At 39.4% G+C, this 22,835-nt stretch carries 14 protein-coding genes, 1 tRNA gene and 1 pseudogene; 8 read left to right on the top strand and 8 right to left on the bottom strand.

Features of this window, described 5'->3' with window-relative positions:
• Positions 1-43 precede the first annotated feature (43 nt).
• Both I6L31_RS15470 and I6L31_RS15465 read right to left on the bottom strand, forming a co-directional pair.
• Positions 44-1,231 (bottom strand): hypothetical protein, encoded by a 1,188-nt coding sequence (locus I6L31_RS15470; RefSeq protein WP_005003300.1) that lies wholly within the window; start codon positions 1,229-1,231, stop codon positions 44-46.
• Positions 1,232-1,380: 149 nt separating this feature from the next.
• Positions 1,381-1,457, bottom strand: a tRNA-Met gene (locus I6L31_RS15465).
• Between the two features lie 457 nt (positions 1,458-1,914).
• On the opposite strand from I6L31_RS15465, the gene I6L31_RS15460 reads away from it, so the two are divergent.
• Complete coding sequence (locus I6L31_RS15460) at positions 1,915-2,601, top strand: superoxide dismutase (protein WP_005003297.1); 687 nt, start codon at positions 1,915-1,917, stop codon at positions 2,599-2,601.
• A 59-nt stretch (positions 2,602-2,660) separates the two neighbouring features.
• Here the strand turns inward: I6L31_RS15460 and lysS are convergent, their stop codons facing one another.
• Positions 2,661-4,190, bottom strand: coding sequence for a lysine--tRNA ligase (gene lysS, locus I6L31_RS15455; RefSeq protein ID WP_005003294.1), 1,530 nt, complete (start codon positions 4,188-4,190; stop codon positions 2,661-2,663).
• A 259-nt stretch (positions 4,191-4,449) separates the two neighbouring features.
• Between lysS and I6L31_RS15450 the strand changes: the two genes are divergently transcribed.
• Complete coding sequence (locus I6L31_RS15450) at positions 4,450-4,953, top strand: YqiA/YcfP family alpha/beta fold hydrolase (protein ID WP_005003292.1); 504 nt, start codon at positions 4,450-4,452, stop codon at positions 4,951-4,953.
• A gap of 64 nt (positions 4,954-5,017) precedes the next feature.
• On the opposite strand, the gene I6L31_RS15445 is transcribed toward I6L31_RS15450, so the two are convergent.
• On the bottom strand, positions 5,018-5,554 hold the full coding sequence (locus tag I6L31_RS15445; RefSeq protein ID WP_005003289.1) for an adenine phosphoribosyltransferase: 537 nt from the start codon (positions 5,552-5,554) through the stop codon (positions 5,018-5,020).
• A 394-nt stretch (positions 5,555-5,948) separates the two neighbouring features.
• Here I6L31_RS15445 and rubA point away from each other — a divergent pair, with 394 nt between their 5' ends.
• The 4 genes from rubA to oxyR all read left to right on the top strand — a co-directional run bounded on the left by rubA (position 5,949) and on the right by oxyR (position 9,291).
• Positions 5,949-6,113 carry a rubredoxin RubA gene (gene rubA / locus I6L31_RS15440; protein WP_004990351.1) on the top strand — a complete coding sequence of 55 codons (165 nt, stop codon included), beginning with the start codon at positions 5,949-5,951 and terminating at the stop codon, positions 6,111-6,113.
• Positions 6,114-6,192: 79 nt separating this feature from the next.
• A complete protein-coding gene (gene rubB, locus I6L31_RS15435; RefSeq protein ID WP_005003284.1) occupies positions 6,193-7,374 on the top strand; it encodes a rubredoxin reductase RubB in 1,182 nt (393 codons plus the stop codon).
• 60 nt (positions 7,375-7,434) lie between these two features.
• Entirely contained in the window at positions 7,435-8,379 is a 945-nt protein-coding gene (gene estB / locus I6L31_RS15430; protein WP_004990357.1) for an esterase EstB, read from the top strand.
• 6 nt (positions 8,380-8,385) lie between these two features.
• Positions 8,386-9,291, top strand: coding sequence for a LysR family transcriptional regulator OxyR (gene oxyR / locus I6L31_RS15425; RefSeq protein WP_004990358.1), 906 nt, complete (start codon positions 8,386-8,388; stop codon positions 9,289-9,291).
• A gap of 124 nt (positions 9,292-9,415) precedes the next feature.
• Here oxyR and I6L31_RS15420 read toward each other — a convergent pair whose 3' ends face one another.
• On the bottom strand, positions 9,416-14,764 hold the full coding sequence (locus I6L31_RS15420) for a beta strand repeat-containing protein (RefSeq protein WP_219349268.1): 5,349 nt from the start codon (positions 14,762-14,764) through the stop codon (positions 9,416-9,418).
• A gap of 88 nt (positions 14,765-14,852) precedes the next feature.
• On the opposite strand from I6L31_RS15420, the gene I6L31_RS15415 reads away from it, so the two are divergent.
• Positions 14,853-15,985 (top strand): IS3 family transposase gene (locus I6L31_RS15415; protein WP_223235881.1). Its coding sequence is split into 2 segments (ribosomal slippage): positions 14,853-15,105 and positions 15,105-15,985, totalling 1,134 coding nucleotides; the frame shifts between segments, so codons are not numbered across the junction.
• 298 nt (positions 15,986-16,283) lie between these two features.
• Here the strand turns inward: I6L31_RS15415 and I6L31_RS15410 are convergent.
• Both I6L31_RS15410 and I6L31_RS15405 read right to left on the bottom strand, forming a co-directional pair.
• Positions 16,284-19,247, bottom strand: a pseudogene (locus I6L31_RS15410) (Ig-like domain-containing protein); the annotation flags it as partial.
• A 481-nt stretch (positions 19,248-19,728) separates the two neighbouring features.
• A complete protein-coding gene (locus tag I6L31_RS15405; protein ID WP_004996495.1) occupies positions 19,729-21,228 on the bottom strand; it encodes a cation:proton antiporter in 1,500 nt (499 codons plus the stop codon).
• A 251-nt stretch (positions 21,229-21,479) separates the two neighbouring features.
• Between I6L31_RS15405 and I6L31_RS15400 the strand changes: the two genes are divergently transcribed.
• Complete coding sequence (locus I6L31_RS15400) at positions 21,480-22,034, top strand: hypothetical protein (protein ID WP_005003274.1); 555 nt, start codon at positions 21,480-21,482, stop codon at positions 22,032-22,034.
• Between the two features lie 169 nt (positions 22,035-22,203).
• On the opposite strand, the gene I6L31_RS15395 is transcribed toward I6L31_RS15400, so the two are convergent.
• Positions 22,204-22,764, bottom strand: a complete 561-nt coding sequence (locus tag I6L31_RS15395; protein WP_005003273.1) for a flavodoxin family protein — start codon at positions 22,762-22,764, stop codon at positions 22,204-22,206.
• Positions 22,765-22,835 lie beyond the last annotated feature (71 nt).

Raw genomic sequence — 22,835 nt, 5'->3', positions numbered from 1 at the left:
CTCAATACATTTTCTAGTATGTATTGAGCTTAAAACCTGATAATCAAAAATAATAACCCACCGCGAGATAAAACATTTTATCCCAGCCATTCTGAGTTTGATTCCCCTGTGCCAAACTTTCAGCGTCTCCGCCGTTCATCGGGTCATTGCGACTCATAAGGTATTCAGCCTGAACGCCAATGGCTTTATAATTAAATGCAATCCCACCAATTAAACGCTCTGAATCTTTATAACCTGATTCATCTTTAAAGAAACGACTATGCGATAAATACGGCCTAATATTTTCTAAGTGAAAATAGGGTTGCTCAAAGGTGTAATTCACTTCATTGAGGAAATAGCGTCCTTGGTTTGCCAGTTGGTAATTGCTATCAAAAGCACCCATGGTTGAGCTGTCTGGGAACATATCGTCGTGATTATTGATCTTCTGCTGACCATATAAACTAAGCCATTGCCACTGACCGAATTGAGTCGTAGCAAAAATATTCCATGTGCTACGATGTCCATCGCGATGAGTACGTTTATTTTCAATCTCTGAATACCAAAAAGATGTCCCTAGCTCTGTACTTAGCTGACGACGTTCATCTAATTCAATTTTTTTGGTTAACCTCGCGATCCACATATTTTTTTCTTTTAAATGTGTTCCCGTAGTTAAATCATCTGATTCCACAAAGTTTGGAGTATAACGACTGGCATCTTTTGATGTGCCTTTATAATTTCCACCATCACTTGGATAGAATGCAAAGCTCGCGTGATAGTCATCATGATGAAGTTGGTATTGGATTCCAAGATTGGAAACATCCTCAAACCCTAAGGTATTCATGAGCGTTTCATAATAACTACTGCCCCAAAATTCACCTAATCCAAAATTAATAGGCTGCAAACCTAAACTTATCCGTTGTTCATCATTTAACTTGTAGCCTATCCACGCGTGACGTAAAAAAACCGCATCACAAAGTTGATCATATCGATAGCAGCGTCCATCTATCGAAGCCAGCCAATCTGGATTTTCATAATCCAGCACCAGACGAATATCTGCTAAACGCCAGAGATTATTTTGACCCTCATTGGCTTTTTCCTGATAATCCTTACTATAAAAATGAGTTCGTATTGCACCTGAAAGTTTGATTTCCCCCAGATTTTCTTGAGGATCACCCCAACTTAAATCGGATGCCCATAGGCTGCTCGAGCTAAAAATAATACTTGTTGTGAGTAGTAATACTGACTTATTCATGTCATAACTTCCTGAAAGTGAGGTAATGAAAATGCATAAGTTCGTTTTTAATTAGAAAACTAAAACATTGAACTTGATGTTAACAAAAGTAGATGAACGAAAAATGTAAATAAAAAAAAAGATCACGTAAGGTACATGATCTTTAAAAATGGTGGCTATGACGGGACTTGAACCTGTGACCCCCGCATTATGAGTGCGGTGCTCTAACCAACTGAGCTACATAGCCATAAACTGTGTGCGCATTATCTATAGAAGCAGGATAAGCGTCAACACCTTTAGCGACCATCTGTTCATCAAATACTCAAATACATTGAAATACTGGGTGACATTTAAAATTTAAGAACATTTAGCATACAAAATACAATATTGGGTGATGCATGACTCAAATTCTATTGAGCAGTTTATTTGAGATAAATAAATTAAAAATAGTATTGCTGTGTATGTTTAGACAAAAGACTTCTGTCATCATGGTTTGAAACCGCCTTTTATTTTTCTTCCGCAAAAAGAAATAAAAGAATGTCTGAAATAAGTCTAAAAATGATCCATATAAAACTTAAAGAATATTTAATTTTTGATCAATTTGATACAAAATTTATTATATATATGTAACCAAGAATCATTCTCTATAATAAACCCGTTACTATGTGATCTTGAAAAAGTTTTCGACATATAAGGACGATCCAATGACACGAGCATTTAAGACTACGCTTTTTCTTTTAACTACATCAGTCATCAGTATGTCTGCACTTGCTGACTTTAAACAAGCACCTTTACCCTATGCCAGCAATGCTTTAGAGCCCGCCATTGATCATCAAACCATGGAAATTCATTATGGCAAACATCATAAAGCTTATGTCGATAACTTGAATGCACAGATTAAGACTTATCCAGAGCTCGACAAAATCGAACTTATTCAGCTACAAAAACAGATTTCAAAATACAATACAGCTGTTCGTAATAATGGTGGTGGTCATTTTAACCATACCTTCTTTTGGGATAGCCTAGCACCCACAGCGAAAACAGGGCAACCAAGCGCAACACTGCTGAAAAAAATCAATCAGGACTTTGGTTCATTAGATGCCTTTAAACAAAAATTTAACGAGGCAGCTTCGGGTCGTTTTGGTTCAGGATGGGCTTGGCTGATCGTCACGCCAGATGGAAAACTTGCCATCACCTCAACACCGAATCAGGATAATCCACTCATGGATATTGCTGAAACAAAAGGTACGCCTTTACTCGGATTGGATGTTTGGGAACATGCCTATTATTTAAAATACCAAAATCGTCGTGCGGACTATATCAAGGCATTTTGGAGTGTGGTGAACTGGAATAAAGTCAACGAACGTTATACACAAGCCGTCAAAAAATAATTTTTCTGCATCCATAAAAAGCAAGCGCCATTTAGGCGCTTGTTTTTGCTTTTAAAATATTAACCTTCTTTCCGACGCATATGCGGGAATAAAATAACATCACGGATACTTGGTGCATCAGCAAATAACATCACCAAACGATCAATTCCGATGCCTTCACCTGCGGTTGGTGGTAAACCATACTCAAGTGCTTCCACAAAGTCAGCATCATAGTGCATCGCTTCATCATCACCTGCATCTTTTTCTGCAACCTGCGCCTGAAAACGTTCCGCTTGATCGATCGGATCATTCAACTCCGAGAAACCATTCGCCAATTCACGACCACCAATAAAGAATTCAAAACGATCAGTAATATGTGGATTGTCGTCGTTACGACGCGCTAGTGGTGACGTTTCCGCTGGATATTCAGTAATAAATGTAGGCTGACGCAATTTGGTTTCAACGGTTTCTTCAAACACAATCGTTTGTAATTTACCTAAACCAAAGCCAGGTTTTACCTGTTCTTTTAATACGTCTTGAGTAAATTTAGCCAAAAATTCACGATCATTCACATTTTCAGGCGTAAATTCTGGATTATTTTCCAAAATCGCATCGAACATGGAAATCTTTTTAAACGGCCCTTTAAAGCTGAATACTTCGCCTTGATACGGAACGTCTGTACTACCCAGAATATCCAGAGCCAATTTTTCCAGCATGTTTTCAGTCAATTGCATCAGGTCTTTATAATCCGCATAAGCCTGATAAAATTCGATCATGGTAAATTCAGGGTTATGACGTGTCGATACCCCTTCATTACGGAAGTTACGGTTAATTTCAAACACACGTTCAAAACCACCTACCACCAGACGTTTTAAATAAAGCTCAGGCGCGATACGCAAGAATAATGGCATATCCAATGCATTGTGATGCGTTTCAAATGGACGCGCAGAAGCACCACCCGGAATGATATGCATCATTGGGGTTTCAACTTCCATAAAACGTTCATTGTTCAAAAATGCACGAATCCCTGCAACCACTTTGGCACGAATTTCAAAAGTCTTACGCGTTTCTTCATTGACGATCAAATCCAAATAACGTTTGCGATATTTAGCTTCGGTATCAGTTAAACCATGAAATTTGTCTGGTAAAGGACGCAACGATTTGGTCAGTAATTCAAAGCCTTCAAGGTGAACATATAAATCGCCTTTGCCTGAACGACCAATATAGCCTTCAGCCGCGATAATATCGCCCAGATCCAGACTCTTAATGGTTTCCAAAGTTTCTGCTGGCAACCCTTTACGGTCCACATACAGCTGGATACGACCTGTCATATCCTGAATCACCATAAATGATCCACGATTGAGCATGACACGCCCTGCAACTTTCACATAAACATGTTCAGCCGCTTCAATCTGTGCTTTATCTTGATCGTTAAATTGTTCTTGTAAATCAGCAGCGTAATGTTCGCGTTTAAAGCTGTTTGGCCACGGACTTTGGCCACTTTGCTTCGCATTGTCCTGAATTTGTTTTAACTTGGCATGACGCTGTGCAATTAAATCGTTTTCGGAAATAATGGGTTCAGAAGTCGATTGAGCGTTTTGTTGCGTCATCTCTGCCTCGATTAAGTAAAAAAATGAAGTCGTAGAGTTTAGCAGATGTCATCAGATTTTCGTATGATTTCTTCGGCTCTATCTTTGAAATTCATGTGAATCCTATTTTCTTGAATGCTTTAACCCATCTCCTTAGACCAAAATCTAAGATTCATTCTCCATACTTCACAGTAAAATATTTAAACATTGAGGTGCTTTTAAAACGAATAGCTGTGGACATGGAATGACCAGTTTATTCATCCTACTGGTTTAAATAAAAATGCTGCAAGATCAATTTAAAATATTATTTTTGCATGGCTTGGATTCCTCGCGTGAATCCACCAAGTTTCATGCTATTCAAAGTACAAACAAGTTTTGTATTGATGTCGATTATCGCAATTTAAACTATGAAACAGTTGCACATTTTTATCGAAATATTATTCAAAGCATTCGACCAAATATTCTGATTGGACATAGTCTAGGCGGGTATTGGGCGCTTAAACTCTCTAGTCAATATCAATTGGCTGCGATTGTGGCTAACCCAAGTTTAACCCCTCTTTTTCGTGATGACTATCCCCCTATTTCGCCTGAAGATCTGGATAACGATCTTCCACGACTGGCTTATCTTGAATTAGGTGATGAGGTGATCGATATGCGTGAAGTTCAATCACAATTGGAAAACTATATGCTAATCGATGCTGTTGAAGGTGGTCATCATCGTCTTGAACAGCCCGAAAAGATTAATCATCTAATTGAACATATTCAAAAACAGTACTTTAAGTAAATCTGAAGGCTATCCTATAGCGCCTATAGAGAATGAGGTCTCATTCTCTTTTTATGGATATGATTTATTCAGAATAACCCTCAGATTTATTATCTAGCACATGCCAGACTGATAAACCTAAATCCGCATGAAGATCTGGCAAATCCAGTAAAATGACAGCACCCAAGACCTGATGTCCACATTTTTGACAAAGTTGATTAACCGCTTTTAAGGTTCCACCTGTCGCTAGCACATCATCTACCAAAATAACTTTTTGCGCTTCGATTTGCGCTGACATTTCTAACTGATCTGAACCATATTCCAGACTATAACCAACACATTCGACTGGTGGTGGTAGCTTGCCCGCCTTACGCACCAACAATAAACCTTTTTTTAATCGTTGTGCCAATAACGTGGCTAATACAAATCCTCTTGCCTCCACTGCAACAAAACTTTCGACCTGTTGTAATTGTGACTCGGGAATGGCTGCAATTAATGCATCAGTGAGTAAGTCTAGTTCTTTGACAAATAAAGGAGTTAAATCATAAAAACAAATGCCTTTTTTAGGAAAATCAGGCACAGTCCGAATATGCGACCATAAAGTCTGAGCAAGAGCGGTCATAAATACAATCTAAGATGGCAAATGAATGTCTTAATTTTACACCTTCATATTTAACTAGACCAGTGAGACCAATCAACAACAAGATTATTGATTAATTATCACGCCACTTTTTCAAGAAAACCGCGATACAACCAATTGTAAAACATCAATTTATTTTTATTCAAAATGACTTAATTGGCTTCATTGCCCAAAAAACCACGCTTTTGTCCCAAGCTGCCATTCCGCTTTTATTCTGAATGATTAAACTCCTTTAATTGCTTTACTTAGCTGATGATCTGCGCAAAAATCATAAGTTGTATAAATGTGATTGCATTTATCGCTAGAGTCTATATTTAGAGAATGGATTCGTTTTACGACAGGCAGCTGAAGCGAACTTATCGGGTTGGAGAATCAAATGAAAAAATATCAATGCATCGTATGTGGATGGATTTATGACGAGTCAGAAGGCTGGCCACAAGACGGCATTGCACCGGGGACAAAATGGGATGACATTCCAGATGACTGGACTTGCCCAGATTGCGGCGTTTCAAAAGCTGATTTTGAAATGATCGAAATCTAATATGTTTCATCAAGACCATGTACAATTCATGGTCTTTTTACTTAAAAGTTAATCATTTACTGTGAATGGAGAATACGCAATGCATCCTATCGTCATCATTGGATCAGGCATGGCAGGTTACACGTTGGCTCGCGAGTTTAGGAAATTAAACCCAGACCATGAACTTCTCATGATTTGTGCTGACGATGCAGTAAATTATGCTAAACCGACTTTATCTAATGCACTTGTTGGCAATAAAGCACCTGAACAAATTCAGTTGGGTGATGCCGAAAAAATGTCAACACAACTCAATATGCAAATTCAGACGCATACATGGGTCAAAGAAATTCATGCAGATCGTCATGAGCTAGTCATAGAAAAAGATGGACAACAAAACGTTCAACCCTATTCAAAATTAGTGTTAGCTGTGGGTGCAAATCCGATTCGCCTTGCCATTGCAGGCGATGGAAGTGATGACATTCATGTGGTGAATTCACTGATTGATTATCGCGCCTTCCGCGAAAATCTAGCGCAATGTAATGACAAACGTGTGGTCATTTTAGGCGCTGGGCTCATTGGCTGCGAATTTGCAAATGATCTTCAAAATACAGATCACGATGTCACCGTCATTGATTTATCACCTCGTCCTTTAGGTCGTCTATTGCCAGCCCATGTAGCCGAAGCATTCCAACAAAATCTAGAACAAAGTGGCATTCGTTTTGTACTTTCAACCACAGTTGAAAAAGTCACAAAAATAAATGATGGACAGGATTATGCGGTTACACTTGCCAACGGGCAGACCCTCGTTGCAGATATCGTCCTTTCAGCCATTGGTTTACAGCCTAATATCTCTTTGGCAAAAACCGCCGAGATTCAAACCAGTCGTGGTGTCATTACCAACAGTTTACTCGAAACTAATCAAACTGATATTTTTGCAATTGGCGACTGTGCCGAAGTCAATGGAACATTGCTTCCTTATGTTATGCCAATTATGCAGCAAGCTCGTGCATTAGCTAAAACATTAACTGGACAAACAACGTCTGTACATTATCCAGCCATGCCCGTTGCTGTTAAAACACCTGCGGCACCTCTGACTGTACTTCCCGCCCCTGTAGATGTTGACGTCAATTGGGAAACTGAAGAACTTGAAGATGGCATGCTTGCAAAAGCTTCAGATGCTGAGGGGACATTACGTGGCTTTGTACTGCTTGGGCCAACAGCAGCGAAACAACGTTTGACCTTAACAAAACTCGTTCCAGACTTGATTCCAGCTCAAATTTAAGGTTTAAATAATCCAAGGCATTTATCTTGTTAAATGCCTTTTTGGAGAATCAAAAGAAAAATGAATAGCGCCTTGGAATACAAAGTTTCACCTTACACCTCATTTATGCATGAAACAAAAGTCAAACTGAGCAATGGACTTGAACTTCATGTCGAAGTCGGTGGCGATCCTGAAAAACCAACGATTTTATTGGTGATGGGCTTGGGCGCCCAAATGTTATTCTGGCCTGATTTCTTTTGTAAATCATTGATCGATCAAGGCTTTCATGTCGTTCGTTTCGATAATCGTGATATTGGTCTTTCCTCCAAGATTCGACATAAAGGGAAACGTTTAAATACGCTTAAGCTGATGGGACGTTTTGCATTGGGTTTAGGCAATCAAGGTGCGCCTTATACCCTTTATGATATGGCTGAAGACGTATCCATGTTGATTGATGAAATGCAATTGGGTAAGGTTTATGTACTCGGAGCATCAATGGGCGGGATGATTGCCCAAATTGTTGCGGCGAAATATCCTGAAAAAGTAGAGAAGTTAGGTTTATTATTTACCAGTAATAATCAGGCCTTGCTACCGCCTCCATTTCCCAAACAGCTTTTTAGTCTGATTGGTAAGCCTAAATCCAATGATGAAGATGGTATTATTAATCATAGCCTAAAACTTTATGAAATTATTGGCTCACCGGGTTATGTCAATCAAATGGAAGCCATGCAAACTGCACGCAAACTTTATCAACGCAGTTATCATCCTGCGGGCGTGTTACAACAATTTTTAGCCATTTTATGTACAGGTTCATTACTACAACTTGATAAGCAAATTCAACAGCCCACCCTTGTTGTACACGGATCACAAGATCGGTTACTTCCGCCAAGTCATGGTAAAGCTGTTGCCAAAGCAATTTCAAATGCCAAATTTGAATTAATTCATGGAATGGGGCATGATATCCCTGCACATTTTATTCCACAACTTAGCGGTTTATTTGCGAACCACTTTAGAACATCAAATTAGGACACTATGGCTGCATTACCATCATTGAGACAGCTGTCATACTTAGTGACGCTGTCAGAAACGTTGCACTTTACAGAAGCAGCACGTCGTTCTTTCGTCACGCAGTCGACTTTGTCGGGCGGGATTATGGAACTTGAACGTTTGCTTGGTGGCGTTCTGGTTGAACGTGACCGCCAAAATGTACGTTTAACTCCGCTTGGTGAACAAGTGGTTGCGCGGGCTCGTGTTTTACTGGCAGATGCTCAGGATTTGATGCGTTTAAGTCGGGAAATGAGTGAACCTCTCACAGGAGATCTCCATTTGGGGATTATTCCGACCATTGCGCCTTTTATTTTGACACCGCTTCTTGAAGAGGTGCATAAGCAACTTCCTAAGATTCAGCTTCATCTACACGAAGCACAAAGTGAAAAAATTGTAGAGCGCCTTGAACATGGCAATCTGGACATGGTGCTGTTGGCTCTACCATTTGATACCCGCGGCTTAAAAGTCTCAGAAGTTGCCAAAGAAGACTTATACCTCGTCTGTAATAAACATGATCAACATTCTTTAAATGCTCAATCTTTGGATGATCTTGATTTATCCAGATTGATGCTTTTAGAAGAAGGTCATTGTTTACGTGATCATGCTTTAAGTGCCTGCCCAATTGGTGAGCGTAAAAATGATAATCGTCTGAAAGCCAGCTCCTTACCTACCCTGATTGAAATGGTATCTTCAAACTTAGGCTTTACCTTGTTACCTGCGATCGCGATTGAAACGCATATGTTAAAGGGTAATGATGAGTTAGTAATCAAACCACTTCAGGATGCTCCAAGTCGCACCCTCGCCTTAATCACGCGCAAAAGTACTCCACTTCAAAGCGAGTTTGATGTGATTTTAGGTATTTTGAAAAAGATTACAGCGAATTTAAATTAACACTATCTATAAATAAAAGAGTTTTCGCATATTACGAAAACTCTTTTTTATGATTAAATTTTTAATATTCTTTAATCACGATAAAAGCGAATACATTATTCACTTTTATCTCACGCTAATTTACTTAGAAAATAATTTGTTGATTATGTAATAAATCATCAATGGTTAGATTGGCATGCGTTTCATTGGCCTGAAAATTAAGTGTAAGTAGGGTTTCAGATTGATATGATCCAGCTGTACCATCGCGGTCAACATTGAGTTTATAAGACGTATCACTCACTTTAACCAAGCTTAAATAATCATTGATATTTCCAGCGTTGGCAGAAGAATCCAACAACTCTGAGACATTAATTTTATCCGCATTTTGGTCTGTCGTGATATTGCCTACATGGAAATCTGTCCAAGTATCTAACCCACTATGACCGCCTAAACTGTTATTGGATAAAAGATCAAAGAATACCGTATCTGAACCCGAACCGCCATTAAATGTATTTTGTCCAGAACCACCATTAAGATAATCATTTCCGGCGCCCCCATTCAAAATATCGTTTCCATCGCCGCCTCGAAGTATATCGTTAGCAGATCCGCCCTTTAATATATCATTACCAGCAAGACCATATAGATGTACAGATGATGTGCTACTTGCATAATCCAGTGATGAAGAATCATCTCCAGATGTACCTACATGTACTGGCGTATTATTTCCAGAAAGTAAGTTTTTCAAGACTCCCGCATCAGCTAAATCCATTCGAGTATATTCTGTTGAAAGATTTGTCAGATCCGTTGCTTTAATCGTCAAATCATTCAAAAGACTGAGGCTTAAAACTCCCCCTAAAAGGCCACCCGACATTTTCACTGAAGCTAAAAACTCATTAATGATCTGATTATCAAGTGGGGTATTTGCAGTTAATGACTCAATGGTAATTTTGGCTGGTTGGCCAGGAATTAGAACTATTCCCAAGAGAGGATCCGTAACCGTCAAACTACTTGTCTGTGCAGTTATTTTTAAACCAAACATTTCTGCTAAATATTGCGAATATTCAAACTTTTCACCACCTAATGAGACTGTTGAATCTAATGTAATTTCAACTTTTGATAAATTGTTATTAACATCAGCCGCTACAAAGAACTGCTTATTTAAATCAATTAAGCCCGTAACATCTGCACCCACTAAACCTAACAATGCATTACTATTTGCCGCAGCAATTGGTGCTGCTGGTCCAGTTACATTAAGAGTAAATGTTGAATTTGTCTGATTTCCAGCAACATCACCCGCGCTAATTGCCCAAGTATGTTGAACACCTGTCGCAGATGAGGTCAATGCGTTTGTTGGCGTGTAACTCCAATTTCCACTTGCGTCAACATTCACGGTTATAGGTGTTCCACCATCCTGAACAATGCTAATCGTAGTATTAGGCTCTCCTTTCCCATACAGTGTTGGTGTTGAGTCATCTGTAGTTGCCCCAAAATATAAATTATTTTGCGACACGCCTACATTGTCCTGCGCACCCAAAATACTGAGCAAAGGCGGTGTGGTATCAATCGTTACAGCGCCCAAATCGGTTATTGCACTAACATTACCCGCACTATCTTTTTGTTGAACCTCTACGCTGGTATAAATACCATCATTTAATGTAAAGCTTGAACCTGTACCTGTTTGCCAACTACCACCATTTACACGATATTCCCATGTTGCATTTTGCTCAACTCCAGTAACATTTATCGTTCCATTATTGGTAATATGATCTGCATTACTGCTTCCATTATCTGCAGCTAGACTTAAACTAAGAGTAGTTGCACTTTTATCAGCAATATTAATGGTTAAAGTTGCTTGATCTGAGCTAATACCGTTAGACAACGTATAGGTAAATACATCTGTTTTTCCTGCTGATGTTGCATCTCCATAGGCATTATAAGTATAGGTACCATCTGCTTTGATGGTTAAGGTGCCATATTTCCCTGCAAGCGTAACATCAGTATTATCAGATAAAACTACTTTTTGAACACCCTCACTGTTTTGAATTAAAGTAATAAAATCACCCTGATTTGGATGATCATTTGTGATCACATTTCCTGAAGCGCTTTCTACGGCAAAATCAGTTTCAGTGAGTGTTGTGGTAATAGTCGTGGTTTGAAGAAGAGTCAAGGTATTGCTTAAAAGGGCTTGAGCCACATCTGAAATAATTGTGTCTGCAAGTCCAGTAAAACCAATAGTATTTAAAACACTAACTATAGGATTTACAAGTTGATCAACACCAAGCCCATTAAGTGTAGCTAAAACAGGAGTAAGTAAATTGACCGCAAGTGGTCCAAGTGTAGAACCCAAAGCATTTGATAGCGCAGTTAAAATAACTGTCTGATTATTTGCACCAATGATTACGCCAGCATCCCCTAAATCTTGTAAGGATACTCCACCACCATCGGCATCAAGCAGATTCGTTAAAGTGCTAGAATCATTTCTTACCACCACAGAATAACTACCAGGTAATAAACCATCGATGGTTGCAGTTAAAGTGTTATCGCCTGTTAGCCCCAATATTGGAAGACCGGCTACATCTCCTAATAAAGAGTTTTGAGTCACAGCCGAATACACAATATTTCCACTGCTATCTATCACATCTAAACGGAATGCATCTGCCACAGCAACCAATGCTGTCTGACTAATCTCAATTTTCAATGAACCAGACTGGTCAGGAGCAACGATCACTGATGCACTATTGTCAGTGTTATAAGTCGACTGTAACAAACCCAATACTTGAGTGTCACTATCAATTACTGGTGCATAAGTGACTGAGGTCTGGCTGATAATATCTAAATCAACCGTATCATTAACAGCATCGACTGTTTCTATCGTATAAACCTTATCTTGTGTAACGATACCAATATTACCTGCTGCATCGCTTGCACTGACACTCACATTGATGGTTTTGTCTGCATCTGCAACCAATTCACTGCCCGCAACACTGATGCTCCATGCTCCTCCTGTTTGTACGGTGGTCGGAATATCTGTGCCATTAACATTGACTGTCACCGCATCGCCTACGCGATAGTCTCCAGTCACACTTCCACTGATAGTCACGTTGCCGCTGGCTTCTGTTGCATTCAGGATGTTGTCAGTGGTGATGTTATTAATAGTAATAGTGGTACTACTGCTATCTGGCGGTGTAGTGTCAACCGTATAAACCTTATCTTGGGTCACCACACCGACATTACCCGCTGCATCGCTTGCACTGACACTCACATTAACGGTTTTGTCTGCATCTGCAACCAATTCACTGCCCGCAACACTGATGCTCCATCCTCCTCCTGTTTGTACGGTGGTCGGAATATCTGTGCCATTAACATTGACTGTCACCGCATCGCCTACGCGATAGTCTCCAGTCACACTTCCACTGATGGTCACATTGCCGCTGGCTTCTGTTGCATTCAGGATGTTATCAGTGGTGATGTTATCAATAGTAATAGTGGTACTACTGCTATCTGGTGGTGTAGTGTCAACCGTATAAACCTTATCTTGGGTCACCACACCGACATTACCCGCTGCATCGCTTGCACTGACACTCACATTAACGGTTTTGTCTGCATCTGCAACCAATTCACTGCCCGCAACACTGATGCTCCATCCTCCTCCTGTTTGTACGGTGGTCGGAATATCTGTGCCATTAACATTGACTGTCACCGCATCGCCTACGCGATAGTCTCCAATCACACTTCCACTGATGGTCACATTCCCGCTGGCTTCCGTCGAATTCAGGATGTTATCCGCGGTGATGTTATCAATAGTAATAGTGGTACTACTGCTATCTGGTGGTGTAGTGTCAACCGTATAAACCTTATCTTGGGTCACCACACCGACATTACCCGCTGCATCGCTTGCACTGACACTCACATTAACGGTTTTGTCTGCATCTGCAACCAATTCACTGCCCGCAACACTGATGCTCCATGCTCCTCCTGTTTGTACGGTGGTCGGAATATCTGTGCCATTAACATTGACTGTCACCGCATCGCCTACGCGATAGTCTCCAATCACACTTCCACTGATGGTCACATTCCCGCTGGCTTCCGTCGAATTCAGGATGTTATCCGCGGTGATGTTATCAATAGTAATAGTGGTACTACTGCTATCTGGTGGTGTAGTGTCAACCGTATAAACCTTATCTTGGGTCACCACACCGACATTACCAGCTGCATCGCTTGCGCTGACACTCACATTGATGGTTTTGTCTGCATCTGCAACCAATTCACTGCCCGCAACACTAATACTCCATGCTCCTCCTGTTTGTACGGTGGTCGGAATATCTGTGCCATTAACATTGACTGTCACCGCATCGCCTACGCGATAGTCTCCAGTCAAACTTCCACTGATGGTCAAGTTGCCGCTAGCTTCTGTTGCATTCAGGATGTTATCCGCGGTGATGTTATTAATAATGACTGTGGTGGTGGTGCTGTTGGGTGCTGTGGTATCAACATTTACAATCGTTTGAGCTGAATCTATATTTCCCAGACCATCGTCATGTATAACAATTATAGTATTGCTACCATCAGCCACACTTACCGAAGTAACAACTTTCTGTGCATCTATTTCTGACTGCGTCAAAGTATGTGACTCGCCATTGATTACAATCACATCTCCAACAACCGCATCTGCACCTAAGCTAATATCTACATTGACTTTACCATCCACACCCAATTCTGCGGTGTTAATCACACCATCATTATTTGCATCTTCTCCTGCTGATAATGCCACGCTACCTATGACATCTTTTGCAGTTGGATCAAAATGAAAGTCATTATTCCCATCCAATGTCGCATTTGTACCCGTATTACCTGCAAGATCGGTATAACCACTTCCTGAAACTTGAATACTTGGTTGTTCTGTGCCTGATTGGGTAAATTTTGCTGTCCAAGTCAAACCGCCATCGGTGCTTTGAAGTTGGGAAATCGAACCGCCTAGGACTTGGATATCTGATTGATCAAATCCAATCACTTTTTCACTAAAATGAAAGGTGATGTCTACTACTTCGTTAGCGGATAAGGTGGTATCACTGGTCGTAATCGTCAAACTTGGCGCTGTCGTATCAATTATCAAATCGAAAGCTGGACTCGTATTGCCTTTGTTACCTGCTGAGTCAACCAAAGCGACAGTAAATGAATGATCACCCTCACTTAAATCAGTTGATGGGGTAAAACTCCACGAACCCGTAGCAGGGTCTGTAATTACGGCTATACCAATCGCGTTACCATTATCGTAGACAGTGATTACACTGCCATCCGTTAAACCAGATGGACCTACAATACCCATAAGGGTTGGGGTTTTGTCGTTACTGCTATCACCAGAATCCAATGCTCCCGTTTCAGGTACTGCATTATCTTCAACAGAATTTATAGTTGGAGTGAGAGTTGGTGCTGTCGTATCAATATCAATACGAATACTATCAGTCACACTTTCATTGCCAGCCGTATCAATCACAGAGGTGGATCAGGAAATTTGAACAACACTTATAAGTGATATTTTGCTCCCCAAATGATGTTATAAACATCAATATATGGAGTATTTTATGGCACGTAGACCAAGAAGAAATCATTCAAATGATTTTAAAGCTAAGGTAGCACTTGCTGCGATTAAAGCAGAAAAAACACTTGCTGAATTGAGTGCTGAATTTGATGTTCATCAAAACCAAATTATCGACTGGAAAAATCAACTGATTTCAGCTTCCTCGCAAGCTTTCGATCAATCAAAAGCTCCAACAGAACCACCCATCGATCTAAAAAAACTACATGCAAAAATCGGTGAGCAGGCATTAGAAATTGATTTTTTAGAAGGTGTGTTGAAGAAACTGGGCCGCTTCAACCACAAAAGTTAATCGATGACTCACTTCAGATTTCAGTATCTAAGCAAGCTCAGCTGCTGAAAGTCTCCCGTGGTTGTTATTACTATCGCCCAAAACCTGTGAGTGCATCAGATCTGAAGCTAATGCGGTGTATGGATGAGTTACATATGCAATACCCTTTTGCAGGTAGCCGGATGATGCGTGATTTGTTGAATCGTCAAGGACATCATATAGGACGACGTCATACACGTACTTTAATGAAGAAAATGGGCATTAATGCGTTATATTGCAAACCAAATTTAAGCCAGGCTAATCAAGCTCACCGCAAATATCCATATCTGCTCAAAGGATTGGCTATTCAGCGCAGTAATCAAGTGTGGTCTACGGATATAACGTATATCCCTATGGCAAAAGGCTTTGTTTATTTATGTGCTGTGATTGATTGGCATAGCCGCAAGGTACTTGCGCATAGAGTATCGATTAGTATGGAGGTTACATTTTGCATAGAAACATTAAATGAAGCTATTGAAAAATATGGTCGACCTGAAATATTTAATACAGACCAAGGCAGTCAGTTTACCAGTGATGCATTTATTGATGTATTGAAATCAAATGGCATTCAAATCAGTATGGATGGTAAAGGTCGATGGGTTGATAATGTGATGGTTGAACGATTATGGCGGAGCGTTAAATATGAAGAGGTGTATCTCAAAGCCTACAGCAATGTTTTGGATGCGAAGAAGCAATTAAACGCATATTTTGAATTTTATAATTTGAAACGACCTCATTCGAGTCTGGACAAAATGACTCCAGATGAGTTTTACTATGACCAGCTACCACAACAAAATAAGGTAGCTTAACTAGAGCAGAGTATCACTTATAAATAAGCTTTTAGTTGTTCAAACATGTGGAACCACCTCTCACTTTTGCACGATAAGTATGCTCACCATCACTAGCAGCTGTAACATTTGGACCACTTAAATCCGTCCATGTACCAGCAATTAATTCTTGATAAACAACAGTGGTTCCCGCTTCTTGACCAGAAATACTTAAGTCAAAAGTATTATCATTGCTTATACCATCTGCCTGTACACCGCTATCGGTCAGATTACTAAAAGCCAGTGTACCTGCCACAGGTGGAGTAGCATCGATGTTGATACTGATAGTGGCGGTCGTACTTTCATTACCCGCAGCATCAGTTACTTTTGCACGATAAGTATGTTCACCATCGCTTGCTTCTGTAATGTTTGGACCCGTTAAATCTGTCCATGCACCCCCAATCAGCTCTTGATAAACGACAGTTGATCCTGCTTCTTGACCTGAAATACTTAAGTCAAAAGCTTTATCATTGGTAATACCATCCCCCTGTACGCCGCTGTCGGTCAAATTATTGAAAATTATTGTTCCCGCAGCGGGTGCAACCGTATCCACAATTAAATCAAAAACAGGACTAGCATTGCCTTTATTTCCAGCTGGATCAACCAAAGCAACTGTTAGCGAATGATTACCCTCACTTAAATCAGTTGATGGTGTAAAACTCCATGAACCCGTAGCTGGGTCTGTAATCACCGCTGTACCAATCGCATTCCCATTATCGTAGATAGTAATGACACTGCCATCTATTAAACCAGATGGATCTACAGTACCTGTCAAGGTTGGCATTTTGTCGTTGCTGCTATCTCCTGAATTCAGAATTCCCATAACAGGCGCAACATCATCACTCACTGATCCTATTATTGGTGTAACATTTGGAGGTGTAATATCAACATTAACAGTCGTTTGAGCTGAATCTATATTTCCCAGACCATCGTCATGTGTAACAATTATAGTATTGCTACCATCAGCCACACTCACCGCAGCAATAACTTTTTGTGCATCTATTTCTGCTTGCGTCAATGTGTGTGATTCGCCATTGATTACGATTACATCCCCAACAACTGCATCTACACCTAAGCTAATATCAACATTGACTTTGCCGTCAGCTCCTAATTCTGCTGTATTAATTACACCATCATTATTTGCGTCTTCTCCCGCAGATAAAGCCACACTGCCTATCACGTCTTTTGCATCTGGATCATAATGAAAGTTGTTATTGCCATCCAATATGGCATCTGTACCATTATTACCCGCAAGATCGGTATAACCAGTGCCAGAAACTTGAATGCTAGGCTGATCGGTACCAGACTGGGTGAATTTTGCTGTCCAAGTCAAACCACCATCAGTGGTTTGAAGTTGTGAAATTGAGCCTCCTGTGACTTGAATATCAGACAAGTCAAATCCGATGACTTTCTCACTAAAGTTAAAGGTGATATCTACAGTTTCGTTAGGCGATAATGTGGTATCAGTTGTCGTAATCGTCAAACTCGGTGCTGTGGTATCGATAGAAATGTCTTTGGAAATGGTATTGCTATTTCCTGCGGCATCAGCTGCATTTACCACAATGGTATGTGAACCATCGGTTAAAGCAGGTAATGTATTGTCTGGCAGCGTCCAGGTTCCATCCCCGTTATTCGTAGCTGGATAACTCACACCATCAACGACAACTGTGACTTTTGCAGATGGATCATCAACCGTTCCATGCAATGCTGGTGTATTATCATTGGTTAATAAATTATCCAAACTCACTACTGGCGCCACACCATCAACAACTACTTGTGCAGGTTGCGAACTATTTCCAGCAGGATCCTGAGCGACCGCTATTACTTTATCGCCATCCTGAAGTCCAGGATTTGGTACATCCCATTTCCCATCAGAATCAGCAACTACTGTCGCTGTAGTTCCATCAGGAAAAGTTACTTTTACTGTAGAACCTGATTCGGCTGTTCCCGTAATTGTATCCGTACCATTTACTGGATTAATTATTGGTACATTGGGTGCAATCGTATCAATCACTAAATTATCTGTTATTGACCCGACATTCCCTGCTGCATCAGTTGCATTTACCACAATGGTATGTGAACCATCGGTTAAAGCAGGTAACGTATTGTCTGACAGCGTCCAGGTTCCATCCCCGTTATTCATAGCTGGATAACTCACACCATCAACCACAACTGTGACTTTTGCAGCAGGGTCATCAACAGTTCCATTTAAAGCAGGCGTTGAATCATTGGTTAAATGATCATCAAGAGTCACTGTTGGTGCTACACCATCAACAAACACCTCTGTAGGTGATGAAGTATTTCCCGCTGGATCCTGAGCAATCACTGTTACTTTATCGCCATCATGAAGTCCAGGATTTGGTACACTCCATTTCCCATCAGAATCCACAACCACTGTGGCTGTAGTTCCATCAGGAAAAGTTACTTTTACTGTAGAACCTGATTCGGCTGTTCCTGTAATTGCATCCGTATCATTTACTGGATTGACAACAGGGGCAGCTGGTGCCACAGTGTCGATCATCACTGTCCCAGTGGTTGTCCCCACATTTCCTGCGGCATCAGTTGCATTTATCACAACGGTATGCGAACCATCAGTTAAAGGTGGTAATGTATTGTCTGCCAGAGTCCAAGTACCATTCCCATTATTAGTAGCCGGATAACTCACTCCATCGACAACAACTGTGATTTTTGCAGTTGGATCATCTATTGTTCCATTCAATATTGGCGTTGAATCATTCGTCAATTGAGTAGAAAGAGTCACTTTTGGCGCGACTTTATCTGGATTGTCAACTGGTGTGGTGCCGCTCCCTCCTGATGATCCACCACCTCCACCACCAGCCGCAGCAGCAATTGCCCCTACAGCAGCTACGCCAGCCACCCATGCCCACGGACTAATCGCATTGCCATGATCATCATATAATAATGGCTCAAGCTTGGTTAATGGTTCATAGATAACGGGATTCATCGCATTGCCTTGAGCATCGACAAACTGCGCCCACATTAATTTATTAGGTGCATCTTCAAACACTAAGCTATTGTTAGTTGCAGTTTGGGTACTAAAGAAATCCTGAATAATGATTTTTTCGCCATTATTCAATTCGACAACTGCACTCATTCCATTTCTTGTAATGGCTTTAACATCTGTGGATGGGGCTTTTATTAAAACAACTGAGGCTTCTGTTAATTTAACGGTACTAGCAGTTGAATTAACTAAAGTTGCATGGCTCGCTTTGGCAATAATTTGTATATCTGACATATTCTCATTTCCTTATTTATTTAGTCTTAGGGTTTTATTTTCTAATTATTTCACTTCGATATCTCACACTGTAAAATGAGAAATACTTCAGTTTTTATGTAAATATTATTTAAAACCTAAAATTTAAAAAATAAAATATGCAAAATATGACACATTAAAAAAAAATGATACTCAAATCACTTAACGCATAATCAAAACACATAAATACTTGTTTAATTTATAAAAATTTATTTAACAACAAAATCAAGTCACATTTAAAATACATTTCGATACAAAAGATACACTATAAAATTATTATTTATTTAGATGATCTTTAAATAAGTTCAATTAATTTAAATATTTTTTAATAATAGCATTTTCACTTTAATTCATTCTAATATATTTATTAAACAAAATTTAATAAAAAAGCTAAAAGTTACATCCATAAACTTTTAGCCATATTGAAAACTACATAAAAAGAACTAACCAATTAAAAATTATCGGGATTCTCTAAACGTTTTACTTCTTCAATTTTATTAGGATTATGCACAGAGGCTATTCCATCTTCTGATTTTTTATCAATAATGACTTCAGGGTTGTAAATCGTAATAGTCTCCATTCCGTTGGCATCTTCACCAACAATGTATTTAAACCCACGCCGATTCATTTTATGGCATAACTGCTGATACCAACCTTTAAACCCTTGAGTTTCCTCATTCGGATTATAATAAAATGCATTCATCACCGCAGGTAAACCCAAACCACAAACAACACCCGAAAGAAGTACGCTAATAAATGTATAACCAATTAAAATACTACTATATTCACGTAATTCAGGAACGTTTGCGACTGCTAATATTAAAGCTAATGAAATACCACCACGTACGCCCCCCCAAGATAATATCGTCAAACTACCATTATAACTCTTTGATCTAAATGATGGAAAAAATGAGAAGGATAAAAAGTTTGCTGCAAATCTAGAAATATGTAGCGCAATAAATGCAAGAATCCCCCCAAAAATCATGCTTGCATTTAAATCCAGAATAAAAAGTTCCAGCCCAATTAATGTGAAAAGGAAAGAATTAATAATCCCTTCCACGGTATGCCAGAAATGATTAACTTCACGGATTTCTCGTTCCTGTAATATTTCTTTCCATTTGTTACCTACGATTAATCCCCCAATCACACAAGCAATCGGTGCGGAAGCATGGGCAAATAATGCCACCAAATAAGAACCACAAGCGAGTAATGCTGTTGTTAAAATCAGGGATTCCATTTCATGTTTCCCACGAAGTAAGCGTAGAATTCCTAATCCAAACGCCCAGCCAATCATCGCAGCAACGACAATTTCATAAACGAAATTTTCAAGTGTATGCATAAGAGAGAAATGTTCCCCTTGCAATACATTGAGTAAGGTCATAAATACCGCAATACACATGGCATCATTAAATAAAGATTCACCTTCTAATTTAACAATCAAATGATGTGGAGCGCGAACCGAACTCAGTACACCCTTAATACCGATCGGATCTGTTGCACCCAAAGCTGACCCTAAAAGGAGTAATACAAGTATAGGAACTGGATGACCAATCAAAAATTGAAAACCATACATTAAACCTGCAAAAAGAATCGCACAAAGCAATAGTGCAATCGTGGCCAGTATCCCGATCGGTTTCCAATGGTTTCGTAAATCAGATATTTTAAATTTGAGCGCTGAGGAGGTTAAGATGAAGCAGATTACACCATTGATTAAAAAATCATAAAAATCAATCCCCCGTACCGCTTCTTCAATATTATGGATATTGATGGTGATAAATTGATTGCCTTGAAGTAAGTTCGCCCCCCATTGCAAAACAAATACCAACACCGCCGAAACAATAGGCACGCCAATGGCTTGAGGAAAATCTAAAATTCGCTTATTGAACATCGTAGTTGCAATTGAAAGTGCAAATATAACGCTCAGTGCTTGTAGTAAAAAATAATTACCCATAAAAGTCCTTCACTTATTACAGGAATAACCGAAACCGTTTTCAATTATTTCTAATAAAAATACACATCAAAATGTCATTTCAAAGTCATGATAATTTTAACGAAAACTTTCTCTCAATCTGTGAAATAATTAGCTTTTTTAACATAAAATCTACCTATTCAAAGAGTGTATGATGTTTTTACAATCAACATGCTTGAACAGGTTCGAATGTTAAAGTCTTGGGCTTAATTTTAAAATTTTAGTAGATGAGTATGCATCAAACGATCAAAAAGATATTCCGCTTGAGCCTAGCGATCTGTATTTTTGTAATTACTGCCGCTTTGGTCATCACATGTCTTATCAAAGCACAGGATATTTTAAACAGTAATGAGCTGTATGAAAGTCGAAAAGTCGTTCATTTTAGTACAGATGCAGATCATCAATACATCTTGATGTCGAATAATCAAAAACCAGATCAATCTGCGCTGATCGTGCTAAAAGATCACGGTTATGTGATGAAGCTCAGTTGTGAACATTATTTAAAAACTGTTTGTACGGATCAATACAATCTATTTAGTACACGTTACATCCGCAAAGCGACCATTCAATCGATCGGAAATTATCTTTATTTTCAAAATATTCAATGGATAGACATTCAAAACAATCAACCCACCGCTTTGACTTGGTCACAGCAAGATATTCAACAGCTTTATCAGAATGATATAGACAATTTAAAATATATCTTAGGCGCATTGATTTTATTTTCATTGAGCGGATTGTACGTTTGTTATCGGATCATACGTGATTTTAGAAAATTCATTGGTTAGTTCACATGATGATAAAGATAAATTGAACCTCAATAATTTATCCCATTTTTTATTTTTCAACTTAGATTTTCAATAAAGAGTGACAATGGAAATTGGCTCAAATTTAATCAGTTTGCGATCCAAAAGTTGTCGGATTGATCTGTTAAATCTGAGCCAATATTGGACATCATTATTTTGTTAGGCTAAACCGATCGGTAATCGTTTGAATACGCTCTGCATAACTTTTGACTGTTTCAATATCACCTTCTGGAATTTCATCTACACTGGCATCCGCAGGAGTTTGAATCAGTGCACCGACTGAACCACCCAGATTATTGATGTCCTGACGCGTTGCTGTTTTAGTATTGGCAGGCAATAAACCTAAACTGACCCAAATACCACCATGTTGTGATGCCAATGTCTGGAACTGAATTAGAGTGACTTGTTTATCACCATTTAGACTTGCACTGTTAGTAAAACCACCAAAAATTTTGTCTTGCCAAGCGCGCGTGAACCATTTCTTAGAGCTTGCATCGGCGAATTTTTTAAATTGCCATGGTGCCGCAGCCATATAGGTTGGTGCTGCAAATACAATTGCAGCAGAATCATCTAGCGTCTGCCAGTCATGATCCTGAATATCACCATCCTGATTAATTTCAATCAAATTCGCTTCAATTTGCGCGGCAAAAGTTTCTGCCAAAACCTTAGTGTGACCATAGCCTGAAAAATAAACCAGAGATACCTTAGCCATTAGAAATGCCCTATTTGCATGGAGATGGTTTAATGATATATTTTAGAAACTAGGTGTCAATTAGTTACCAA

The sequence above is a fragment of the Acinetobacter septicus genome, assembly GCF_019355975.1.
Lineage (GTDB): Bacteria > Pseudomonadota > Gammaproteobacteria > Pseudomonadales > Moraxellaceae > Acinetobacter > Acinetobacter ursingii.
The sequence above is the reverse complement of the archived record's forward strand: the minus strand, read 5'-3'. Positions and strand labels throughout refer to the sequence as shown.

Bases quoted from the DNA above. Each gene is read 5' to 3' on its own strand.
- I6L31_RS15470 (WP_005003300.1), bottom strand. From the start codon at position 1,231: ATGAATAAGTCAGTATTACTACTCACAACAAGTATTATTTTTAGCTCG.
- I6L31_RS15460 (WP_005003297.1), top strand. From the start codon at position 1,915: ATGACACGAGCATTTAAGACTACGCTTTTTCTTTTAACTACATCAGTC.
- lysS (WP_005003294.1), bottom strand. From the start codon at position 4,190: ATGACGCAACAAAACGCTCAATCGACTTCTGAACCCATTATTTCCGAA.
- I6L31_RS15450 (WP_005003292.1), top strand. From the start codon at position 4,450: ATGCTGCAAGATCAATTTAAAATATTATTTTTGCATGGCTTGGATTCC.
- I6L31_RS15445 (WP_005003289.1), bottom strand. From the start codon at position 5,554: ATGACCGCTCTTGCTCAGACTTTATGGTCGCATATTCGGACTGTGCCT.
- rubA (WP_004990351.1), top strand. From the start codon at position 5,949: ATGAAAAAATATCAATGCATCGTATGTGGATGGATTTATGACGAGTCA.
- rubB (WP_005003284.1), top strand. From the start codon at position 6,193: ATGCATCCTATCGTCATCATTGGATCAGGCATGGCAGGTTACACGTTG.
- estB (WP_004990357.1), top strand. From the start codon at position 7,435: ATGAATAGCGCCTTGGAATACAAAGTTTCACCTTACACCTCATTTATG.
- oxyR (WP_004990358.1), top strand. From the start codon at position 8,386: ATGGCTGCATTACCATCATTGAGACAGCTGTCATACTTAGTGACGCTG.
- I6L31_RS15405 (WP_004996495.1), bottom strand. From the start codon at position 21,228: ATGGGTAATTATTTTTTACTACAAGCACTGAGCGTTATATTTGCACTT.
- I6L31_RS15400 (WP_005003274.1), top strand. From the start codon at position 21,480: ATGCATCAAACGATCAAAAAGATATTCCGCTTGAGCCTAGCGATCTGT.
- I6L31_RS15395 (WP_005003273.1), bottom strand. From the start codon at position 22,764: ATGGCTAAGGTATCTCTGGTTTATTTTTCAGGCTATGGTCACACTAAG.